Source organism: Roseitalea sp., from assembly GCF_984466335.1.
Genome location: NZ_CFIFWG010000121.1, coordinates 1 through 9,758, shown reverse-complemented (window position 1 = coordinate 9,758; position 9,758 = coordinate 1). Strand labels below are relative to the sequence as shown.

The following is a 9,758-nucleotide window of genomic DNA, read 5'->3' as shown; positions in this document are numbered from 1 at the left end:
GGCGCGGAGAAGCCGGCCTACATGGTCGAATCCGGCCCCGCCGGCGGGGCCATCTTCGCCGGCGAGATCGCGCGCGCACTCGGTGTCGACAAGGCGATCTCGTTCGACATGGGCGGCACGACCGCGAAAATCTGCCTGATGGACGAGGGCCGGGCCCAGACCAGCCGCAGGTTCGAGGTGGCGCGCGTCTACCGGTTTCGCAAGGACAGCGGCCTGCCGCTGCGCATCCCGGTCATCGACATGGTCGAGATCGGCGCCGGCGGCGGCTCGATCGCCCGTATCGACGAGTTGGGCCGGCTGGCGGTCGGTCCCGCGAGCGCAGGCTCCGAGCCGGGGCCGGCCTGCTACGGGCTTGGCGGCGACAAGCCGACCGTGACCGACGCCAATCTGCTGATGGGCCGCATCGACGCCGATGAGTTCGCCGGTGGCCGGATGCAACTCGACATGCCGGCCGCCAAGCGGGCGATGAAGGAGACTATCGGCGGCCCGCTGACGCTTGACGCCACGGCGGCCGCCTTCGGCGTCACCGAGATGGTCTGCGACAACATGGCGAGCGCGGCGCGCGTGCACGCCATCGAAAGCGGCAAGAATGTCGACGACCGCACGCTGGTCGCGTTCGGAGGCGCCGCGCCGCTGCATGCGTGCCAGCTTGCCGACAAGCTCGACGTGAACGAGATCGTCGTGCCGGCCAATGCCGGCGTCGGCTCGGCGGTCGGCTTCCTGCGCGCGCCGATTTCGTTCGAGGTGGTCAGGACCCACTATCAGCCGCTCGACCGGTTCGACGCCGAACGGACAAACCGGCTCTGTGCCGATATGGAAGCCGAAGCGCGCGCCAACGTCCGGCAGGGTCTGGGCGACGACGGCCGGCCGCCGACCGTCCGGCGTCAGGCGCATATGCGCTATCGCGGCCAGGGTCACGAGATCGCCATCGACGTGCCGATGGAGCCCTTCGGCGCCGACGCGCCGGCCATGTTGCAGGGTTTGCTCGACACCGAATATCGCAAGGTGTTCGGCCGCGACATTGGCGGCATCTCGACCGGCGAGATCGTCGCCTGGAGCCTGGTCGTCAGCAGCGCCCCCCATGCCGACCGCGCCCCGGCGACCGATGCTGCGCAGGGCGAACCGCCCGTGTCGGACCGCAGGGCGTTCGACGCCGGAAGCCGCCGGATGATGACCTTCTGCGTCATCGCGCGCAAGGACATGGCGGCGGTCGGTACGATCGACGGCCCCGCCATCATCGTCGAGGACGAAACCTCGATCATCGTCTCGTCGGCCTTTCGGGCCCGCGCGGTCGGACGGGGCCATATCGCGCTCAGCCGCAAGCGGGCCCGCTGAGCCTTCGGAGGTGGCAATGGACACGATGGACGTGCTGCGCAAGCAGTTGATCTGGAACCGGCTGATCGCGGCGATCGAGGAACAGGCGCAGACCGTGATCCGCACCGCGTTCAGCCAGTCGGTGCGCGAATGCGGCGACCTGTCGGCCGGCGTCTTCAACCGGCGTGGCGACATGGTCGCCCAGGCGATCACGGGCACGCCCGGCCACGTCAACGCGATGGCGATCTGCGTCAAACATTTCCTCGACCGCTTTCCGGTCGACACGATGCGGCCGGGCGATGTCTTCTGCACCAACGATCCGTGGCTTTCGGTGGGCCATTATCACGACGTCACCGTGCTGACGCCGGCCTTCCACAAGGGGCGTGTGGTGGGCCTTCTGGCCAACACGTGCCACATCGTCGACATGGGCGGGCGCGGCTTCGGGCCCGACGCGCGGCAGGTCTATGAGGAAGGCGTCAACATCCCCATCATGCATCTGGCGCGGGAAGGCGCGGTCAATGAGGATCTGATGGGCCTGCTGCGCACCAATGTGCGCAATGCCCACGACATGGAAGGCGACTTCTATGCGATGATGGCCTGCAATGACGAGGGCGCGCGCCGCCTGGTGGCCCTGCTCAAGGAGTTCGACCTCGACGACATCGAAGAGATCGGCGACTATATCGTCGAACAGTCGCGCACGAGCGTCGCCAGGGCGGTGGGCGCACTGCCCGACGGCACCTATCGCCACCGGGTCGAGCTGGACGGGTTCGACGCGCCCATCGTCATCCAGGCGGCCCTGACCGTCGATGGCGAAACGCTGGGCATCGACTATACGGGCTCGTCGGACGCAAGCCCGTTCGGCATCAATGTGGTGGCCAATTTCTGCCTCGCCTACACCGTGTTCGGCGTCAATTGCGTGATCGCGCCCAACGTGCCCTGCAATGCCGGCTCCATCGGCGTCGCCCGCGTCTCGGCGCCCGAGGGCTCGATCCTGAACGCGCGGCGTCCCATGCCCGTCTCGGCGCGGCATGTGATCGGCCAGATGCTGCCCGACGTGGTCTTCGGCTGCCTGGCGCAGGCGATCCCAGACCGGGTGCCCGCCGAGGGCGCGGGCGCCATGTGGAACCCGATGATCCGCGGCGGCCTGACCGCGATCGATCCCGATGTTGCGGCGAAGGCGCCGAAGATCGGCGCCGATTTCGACGTCATCACCTTCAACACCGGCGGCACCGGCGGCCGGCCGACCATGGACGGCATGTCGGCGACGGCCTTTCCGAGCGGCGTGCGCACCCCGCCCGTCGAGGCCATCGAGGCGGCCTTCCCGGTCGTCGTCTGGCGCAAGGAGTTCCGCGAGGGCTCGGGCGGCGCCGGCCTTCATCGCGGCGGCTTCGGGCAGGTGCTCGAATATGGCGGGCTCGATGACGTGCCGTTCAGCGTCGCCGCCATGTTCGACCGCACATGGCAGGCGCCGCAGGGCCGCCATGGCGGCCATGACGGCGCAAAGGGCGTGGTGCGGCTTGGCTCGGGCCGCCCGCTCGCCAGCAAGGGACGCCAGTCGGTGCCCCATGGCGAGCGGCTGGTGCTCGAACTGCCCGGCGGCGGCGGCTACGGTCCGCCACTGGAGCGAGATCCCGAACGGGTCCGCGCCGACGTGCTGGACGGGCTGATCACGGCGACCGAGGCCGAACGCGACTATGGCGTGGCGCTGACCGCCGAGGGCCTGGTCGACGGGCCGGCAACCGAAGCGCTGCGCCTGCGCATGGCGGCGGCCGAAGGCATGGTGGCGCAATGAAACCCTTTCTTTACCTCGACAACTGGCACGAGCGGCAGGCCGAAACCCGCTTCGACCGTTTCCTGCATGCGTCGGGCCTGCCGGTCGAGGTCCGCTGCACCAATGAGGGCGAATTCCCCGACCATTGCGACTATTGCGGGGTCTTCATCACGCCGAGCTTCGACGGCGCCTATGACGATCTGGCCTGGGTGCACGAACTGCATGCGGTGCTGCGGCGCTTCGGCGAGGCGCAGGTGCCGATGCTGGGCCTGTGCTTCGGCAGCCAGGTCCTCGCCTCCGCGCTGGTCGGGCGCGATCAGGTCTTCATCCGCAAGGCGCGCGAAAAGGGCTTCGGCACGATCGAACTGACCGATGCGGCGCGGAACGACCCGGTGACGGCCGGCCTGCCCGACACCATGCCGGTGTTTCACTGGCATGGCGACGAGGTGCGCGCCGGACACGAGGCGGTCGTCGTCCTGGCCGACAGCGCCGATTGCGGCAACCAGATATGGCGCTGGGCAAACGGACCGGTCTGGGGCATACAGCCCCATCCCGAGATGGACGCGGACGGGCTGATGCGCTGGTTCGCCGAGAACCGTGAACAATTCGAGGCCGGCGGAATGGACCATGAGCGACTGTGCACCGAGGTTCATGACAGCGAGGCCGCCTTCGGCGCGCTGCGCAACTTCGTCGATTATGTCGAACGCGGGCGCCCGATGAGCGCGCCGCGCAGCCGCCGCTGAACGAGGAAAACCCGCCATGCTATCGACCAAGGCCGGGCTGACGGACGCGGTGCGGTCCCGCTTCGCCCATGTCGATCACTGCCCCTTTTCGGGTCCGCGCATCTTCTTCGAGAACGCCGGCGGCGCGCTGACGCTCAATTCGGTGGTCGACACGTCGGCAAGGTTCGCCGCCATTCCCGACAATCAGGGGCGCGACAATCCCGCCTCGCACGCGCTGGTCGACACCATCAGGAAAGCCAAGGCCGACATCCGCGCCTTCCTCAATGCCGGCTCGGGCCAGGTCTTCGTCGGCGAGAGCGGCACCGAACTCTTGTTCCGCCTGATCTCGACGGCCATCGTCGGCGCGTCCGCGGACGGGCAGGTCGTCGGCAGCACGCTCGAACATCCCGCCTCGCGCAGCGCCTGCGTGCGCTGGGCGGGCGTGACGGGCAAACCCTATGTCAGCGTGCCGCACGATGACGCAACGGGCACGGTGACCGCCGACGACTATGCGCCCCACATCACACCGGACACGCGCGTGGCGACGATCCTGCACACCTCGCCGGTGACCGGCATGGGCGTCGATGTGGGCGCCATCGCGAAGACGATCCGCGCGGTCGCGCCCGGCTGCATCATCATCGTCGACGGCATCCAGCACGCCGCCATGGCGGGCTCGACATCGACGGCTACGATATCGACGGCTATGCGATCTCGCCCTACAAGGTGTTCTCGCGGCACGGCTACGGCATCGGCTGGGCGTCCGACCGGCTGACCGCCCTGCCCCACGATACGCTGATCGGCGGCCCCGAGAGCAACTGGGAACTGGGCACCCGCGACACCGGCGCCTATGCGACCTTCTCGGACGTGGTCGATTATTTCGACTGGCTGGGCAGCCAGTTCACCGGTGCCGCCGGTCGCCGCGCCCGCATCGAGGCGGCCGGCGCGGCGATCCATGCGCACGAAAAAGCGCTGACCGACGCCATGCTGCACGGCACCGGCAATCTGAAGGGTCTGGCCGAAATGCCGGCCGTCACCGTCATCGGCGGCGTGGACAATCCGGCGCGCGAGGGCCTGGTCGCCCTGACCGTGCGCGACATGACGACCGAACAGGTCGTCGCCGCCCTGCGCGAACAGGGCATCCGCGTCCACGCCCGCAAGAACGACCATTATTCGGGCAACATCCTCGCCCCGCTCGGGCTGGAGTCCTGCGTGCGCGTGTCGATGTGCCACTACAACACGGAGGGCGAGGTCGCCCAGTTCCTCGCCGCCATGGCGGCGATCGCCTGACCGTCCGCCGCGCCGGACGTGCCGAGCGCGTGCTGCGTGTGCGGAGTCCAACCCACGCCCGCACAAGACGATCCCTTCATGGTGCGCTTTATCGGCGCAGGAGTTCGGCTGGCCGTTGCCTATGGCTGGTTTTGGTCCTATCTGGCAGGATGAAATGGCGGACGACTGATCCCGCAGGGCCAAAATGACCCGGCTCCGCCTTCGTACGCCCCGGCTGCACGTGATCTTCGGCCGCGCCGACCTTGGCCTTAAGCACAGCAACGAGGCGCGATCTTGACTTCAATGCAAAGACAGCCACCGGAAATGGGCAACCCGCTGGCCGCCGATCACCAAAGCGACCAATTCGCCAACGCCCTTTGGCAACGGCGGTCCACGCTGGCAGATCAGCTTGGCGAGCCGGGTCCCGCGCCGGACATGCTGAAGAGGATGTTGACGATCGCGGCGCGGGTGCCCGATCATCGGCGCGTTGTGCCATACCGCTTCGTTCGGATTGCCGGAGACGATCGCCAGCGGCTCGGTGCACGGCTGGCCGAAGTTTTCGCGACGCAAAACGCCGACGCCACCGCCACGCAGATCGAACGGGAGCAAAACCGCTTCACGCGCGCGCCGGTCACCGTCTGCGTGATCGCGCGGCTCGATCCGGAGCACAAGACCCCGGTCTGGGAGCAGACGCTGACCTGCGGCGCGGTTTGCCAGAACCTTCTGCTGGCAGCCAGCGCGCACGGTTTTGCCGCCCAGTGGCTGACGGAATGGTATGCCTATGACGCCGACGTGCTGTCATGGCTTGGCCTGGAAGAACACGAGCAGGTGGCCGGCTTCATCTACATCGGCACGGCGCAATCACCGCCCAGGGAACGCGCACGCCCCGAACTGTCGGCGATTACAACCGATCTCAAACCGGGGAGCCGGTAAATGAAAGCCCATATCGGCAATCTCGTCAACGCGCTCGTCCTCATCGTCATATCCGGCTGGACTTATCTTGCCTCGGAAACCGGGTCGTTGACGGCGCTTGTGCCCGCTGTTTTTGGACTGGCGCTGCTTGCCTGTCATCCCGGCGTCAAGTCCGAGAACAAAACCGTCGCGCATGTTGCGGTTCTTCTGACGCTCGTCGTTTTCGGCGCGCTTTTTGTGCCGTTGATGGGCACGCTCGACCGGGGCGATACGGTGGCGTTCATCCGCGTGCTGACCATGCAGGCGACGTCGGTTCTCGCCATGGTCTTCTTTGTCAGGAGCTTCATCGAGGCCAGAAGGAGCAGGGCCTGACAGTTTGCCCAACCGGTGAACAAAACCCATTGGGCGCATGCCGGAACCCGACGCGGCGCTGATCTGGAGAAACGTGCGGGTATGGCTGTGATCGAAACAAGCGATGGCACGGTCTGGGGTTACGGCAGAGAAGGCCGGCGTGGCGGCAGGCCGGTCCTGGTTCATCACGGGCTGGTCGGCGACGGCGCGTTCGGTCCGATCTGGGGCCAAATCGGCGAGCCCGCAGGGCTCGACTGGATCATGATCGAGCGGCCGGGCTATGGCGCAACGCCGCCGATGTCAATGACGTGTCTCAGCGACTGGCCGGCCGTGATCGTGCCGGTGCTTGATGCGCTCGGTGTGGATGGCAGCTTCGACGTGGTCGGCATGTCCGCCGGGACACCCTATGCATATGCTTGTGCCGCAGGCATGCCCGAGCGCGTCGGGCGGGTTGCCATCATTTCGGGCGTGCAGTTCATTCACGCAGGTGGCGTTCTTGACGGCTATCCGCCGGAGGGCCGGGCGGCCTATGCCCGCTACAAAACGGCGAGCGAGGCCCAATTGTGCGACGAATTCCGCGCTTTGTGCCAACAGGCCGTCGAACGGGTCGGCCAAGCCGGGGAAATTGCCGCGGACCGCATGGCCTCGGCGCTCAATGCCGTCCTGGCTCATGATGCGGCGGGCCCCGCGCGCGAGGCGCGGCTCCAGGCGATCGAGTGGGGCCTTGAACCGTCGGCCGTCACCTGCCCGGTCGACATCTGGCATTTCAGGGGAGATGCGATGGTGCCGTTCGAGGCGGCACGGCGCTCGGCCGAGCACTTGCCGAACGCAACCCGCCACTTCTTGGAGGGCGATGCGCATATGCCCACGGATGCGGTGCTCCAGGCGATGGCTGCGATACTGGCAGCCGCGCCCGGTTGATGGATGTCACCGGTGACAGCGTCATCGCCGATGGCACCGATGTTTTGGCGCGCGCCGGATTTCATGACGCCTGAGAAGCCGAACGATGCCTAAAAAGGTGCATTCCCATACCGCCGATCGACGGTTATCGGCAAAAAAATTTCTCATCGGTCCGGGCCTTGCAGATCCGATGCCTCGCTGGATCATGTCGATACACCTACCATGACGGGTGTAAGGCCGAAGCCGCCGGGATGCGGCCGGCTTTGTCGGGACCTGCGTCATCAGAAGGATCAAGCACATGAATCGCCTCAACCTCGCGATCGCGGCGCTCGCCGCCTCCGCCGTCCCGGTGCTGGCGTTCGAAGGCGCAGGGCCTCTTGTCAGCGCCGAATGGGTCATCGAGCATGCCGGCGATGACGATCTCGTCATCATCGACATACGCGCCAATGTCGAAAACACCGATCTCGGCGACAGCCCCTACATGGCCCGAGCTGTGACCGCGCCCTACAACACGGCGGGCTGGCGCACCGAGATCGACGGGGTGCCCGGCAAGATACCGGCGATCGAGGACATCACCGCCCTGATCGAAAGCCTCGGCGTCGACAATGACGACCATGTCGTGATCGTGCCCTGGGGCACGGATTCCACAGAGTTCGGATCGGCCACGCGCGTTTACTGGACCTTCCGCTATCTGGGCCATGACGACGTCTCGATCCTCGATGGCGGCTGGCGCCGGTATGACGCGGCCGGAGGCGCGCGCGTGGCGCAACCGGTCAGCGCCGCGGTTTCCGAATTCGAGGTCAGATTGAACGAGGGCGTCCTTGCCACCACCGACGATGTCCTCGCCGCGCTCGACGAGGGCACCAAGCTCGTCGACGGCCGTCCGGGCGAGCAGTTCCGCGGCGAGACCAAGAGCCCGGTCGCGGCAGCGCCAGGCACCATTCCCGGCTCGGTGAACCTGCCCCATTCGCAGTTCTATTCAAGCGAGTTCGCCCTGTTCGCGCAGCCCGAGACGGTGGAAGCGCTGGTCGCCTCGGTCGGCGTCGGCGCGGACGAGGCCAACATCACCTTCTGCAACACGGGCCACTGGGCCTCGGTTGCCTGGTTCGGTCTGAGCGAGGTGCTCGGCAACGACCGGTCGGCGATGTATGACGGCTCCATGTCCGAATGGACACAGGACCCGTCGCGCCCGCTCGATCCCCCGCGCGCGATCCAGTAAAGGCCCCTGCGCGAAGGCTCGTCATCATGTCGCAGAACGTCGCAACGCCAACGGTGCCGGCAGCGTCGGGCCGGTTTCTGCCCGATGTCGCCATCGATCGCAGCCCCGCGACGGTGGCGACGGCATGTCTGGCCGCGGGCTTTGCCGCGATCTGGCTTCTGACCGATCTGCGGCAGGCGACGCTGTTCCTGATCGGCGGCGGGCTCGGCGCGGCGCTCTATCATGGTTCGTTCGGCTTTACGGGCGCATGGCGCCGTATGGTCGTGGAGCGGCGCGGGCGTGGCATGCGCGCGCAGATGCTGATGGTCGGGCTGGCGGGACTGGCCATGATGCCGCTGCTGGCCGCCGGCAGCATCGGCAGCCAGCCGCTGGTCGGCGCCATCGCGCCGGTCGGTGTTTCGGTGCTGGTCGGCGCGGCGATCTTCGGCCTGGGCATGCAGCTTGGCGGCGGCTGCGGCTCCGGCACGCTGTTCACCGTCGGCGGTGGCTCGGCGCGGATGTTGGTCACGCTGATTTTCTTCATCGTTGGCGCCGTAGTTGGCACGGCGCATCTGCCGTGGTGGCTGGGTCAGCCGGCGCTGCCGCCGGTCAGCCTCGGCCAGACGCTGGGCGTGCCTTCGGCGATCGCGATCTCGTTGGCCGGGCTGGGCGCGGTCGCGCTCGTCACCGCCCTCATCGAACGCCGCGCCCATGGCGATCTCGAACGCGATCCCGGCCCACGCCGGCCGGGCTGGAACTGGCTTCTGTCCGGTCCGTGGCCGCTGGTCGGAGCCAGCCTCGTGCTGGCGCTGCTCAATGTCGCGACGCTGCTGGTTGCCGGGCATCCATGGTCGATCACCTACGGTTTCGGGTTGTGGGGCGCCAAGATCGCCTCGGCGGCCGGCGTTCCGGTCGAAACCTGGACTTTCTGGACATGGCCGGCCCAGGCCGAAGCGCTTTCCAGTTCGGTGCTTGCCGATACGGTTTCGGTGATGAATTTCGGCCTGGTCCTCGGGGCGGCGCTGGCCGCGGCGCTGGCCGGCAAGTTCGCGCCTCGGGCCGCGATCCCGCTGGCGTCGTTTGCCGCCGCCGCGCTTGGCGGCCTGTTGATGGGATACGGCGCGCGGCTCAGCTTCGGCTGCAACATCGGCGCCCTTTTTTCCGGCATCGCATCGGGCAGCCTGCATGGCTGGCTGTGGTTCGCGGCGGCCTTTGGCGGCTCGGTGGTCGGTGTCCTCGCCCGGCCGCTGTTCGGCCTCGACGGCTTCGGGCGCAGGGGCGTCTCCGCATGAGCCGGACGCGCAACACCGCCCTGTTCGCCGCC

10 protein-coding genes are annotated in these 9,758 nt (G+C 67.6%); all 10 read left to right on the top strand.

The genetic code is table 11. The annotated features are described in order from the left end of the window. Positions 1-1,335 (top strand): hydantoinase/oxoprolinase family protein (locus AC5E6L_RS11265; RefSeq protein WP_491773342.1); only part of this gene is annotated, 1,335 nt, incomplete at its 5' end. Positions 1,336-1,351: 16 nt separating this feature from the next. After that, positions 1,352-3,106 (top strand): hydantoinase B/oxoprolinase family protein, encoded by a 1,755-nt coding sequence (locus AC5E6L_RS11260; protein WP_491228503.1) that lies wholly within the window; start codon positions 1,352-1,354, stop codon positions 3,104-3,106. Beyond that, positions 3,103-3,828, top strand: a complete 726-nt coding sequence (locus AC5E6L_RS11255; protein WP_491228504.1) for a type 1 glutamine amidotransferase — start codon at positions 3,103-3,105, stop codon at positions 3,826-3,828. The genes AC5E6L_RS11260 and AC5E6L_RS11255 overlap by 4 nt, the downstream gene beginning before the upstream one ends. Before the next feature lie 16 nt (positions 3,829-3,844). After that, positions 3,845-4,579: an aminotransferase class V-fold PLP-dependent enzyme gene (locus tag AC5E6L_RS11250; protein ID WP_491773339.1), complete on the top strand. Its 735-nt coding sequence runs from the start codon at positions 3,845-3,847 to the stop codon at positions 4,577-4,579. After that, positions 4,531-5,094, top strand: a complete 564-nt coding sequence (locus tag AC5E6L_RS11245) for an aminotransferase class V-fold PLP-dependent enzyme (RefSeq protein ID WP_491773337.1) — start codon at positions 4,531-4,533, stop codon at positions 5,092-5,094. Before AC5E6L_RS11250 ends, AC5E6L_RS11245 begins: the two co-directional genes overlap by 49 nt. Positions 5,095-5,376: 282 nt before the next feature. Then, positions 5,377-6,006, top strand: coding sequence for a nitroreductase family protein (locus AC5E6L_RS11240; RefSeq protein WP_491773335.1), 630 nt, complete (start codon positions 5,377-5,379; stop codon positions 6,004-6,006). Continuing rightward, the gene (locus tag AC5E6L_RS11235; protein ID WP_491773333.1) at positions 6,007-6,357 is read left to right on the top strand and encodes a hypothetical protein; all 351 of its coding nucleotides are present in this window, start codon (positions 6,007-6,009) and stop codon (positions 6,355-6,357) included. It begins immediately after the preceding gene. Positions 6,358-6,438: 81 nt separating this feature from the next. Further along, positions 6,439-7,257, top strand: coding sequence for an alpha/beta fold hydrolase (locus tag AC5E6L_RS11230; RefSeq protein ID WP_491230290.1), 819 nt, complete (start codon positions 6,439-6,441; stop codon positions 7,255-7,257). Between the two features lie 277 nt (positions 7,258-7,534). Next, positions 7,535-8,455 (top strand): sulfurtransferase, encoded by a 921-nt coding sequence (locus tag AC5E6L_RS11225; RefSeq protein WP_491230289.1) that lies wholly within the window; start codon positions 7,535-7,537, stop codon positions 8,453-8,455. Between the two features lie 26 nt (positions 8,456-8,481). Beyond that, positions 8,482-9,726: a YeeE/YedE family protein gene (locus tag AC5E6L_RS11220; RefSeq protein WP_491773331.1), complete on the top strand. Its 1,245-nt coding sequence runs from the start codon at positions 8,482-8,484 to the stop codon at positions 9,724-9,726. Positions 9,727-9,758 lie beyond the last annotated feature (32 nt).

Coding starts and splice junctions, on each gene's coding strand:
- AC5E6L_RS11260 (WP_491228503.1), top strand. CDS start 1,352: ATGGACACGATGGACGTGCTGCGCAAGCAGTTGATCTGGAACCGGCTG.
- AC5E6L_RS11255 (WP_491228504.1), top strand. CDS start 3,103: ATGAAACCCTTTCTTTACCTCGACAACTGGCACGAGCGGCAGGCCGAA.
- AC5E6L_RS11250 (WP_491773339.1), top strand. CDS start 3,845: ATGCTATCGACCAAGGCCGGGCTGACGGACGCGGTGCGGTCCCGCTTC.
- AC5E6L_RS11240 (WP_491773335.1), top strand. CDS start 5,377: ATGCAAAGACAGCCACCGGAAATGGGCAACCCGCTGGCCGCCGATCAC.
- AC5E6L_RS11235 (WP_491773333.1), top strand. CDS start 6,007: ATGAAAGCCCATATCGGCAATCTCGTCAACGCGCTCGTCCTCATCGTC.
- AC5E6L_RS11230 (WP_491230290.1), top strand. CDS start 6,439: ATGGCTGTGATCGAAACAAGCGATGGCACGGTCTGGGGTTACGGCAGA.
- AC5E6L_RS11225 (WP_491230289.1), top strand. CDS start 7,535: ATGAATCGCCTCAACCTCGCGATCGCGGCGCTCGCCGCCTCCGCCGTC.
- AC5E6L_RS11220 (WP_491773331.1), top strand. CDS start 8,482: ATGTCGCAGAACGTCGCAACGCCAACGGTGCCGGCAGCGTCGGGCCGG.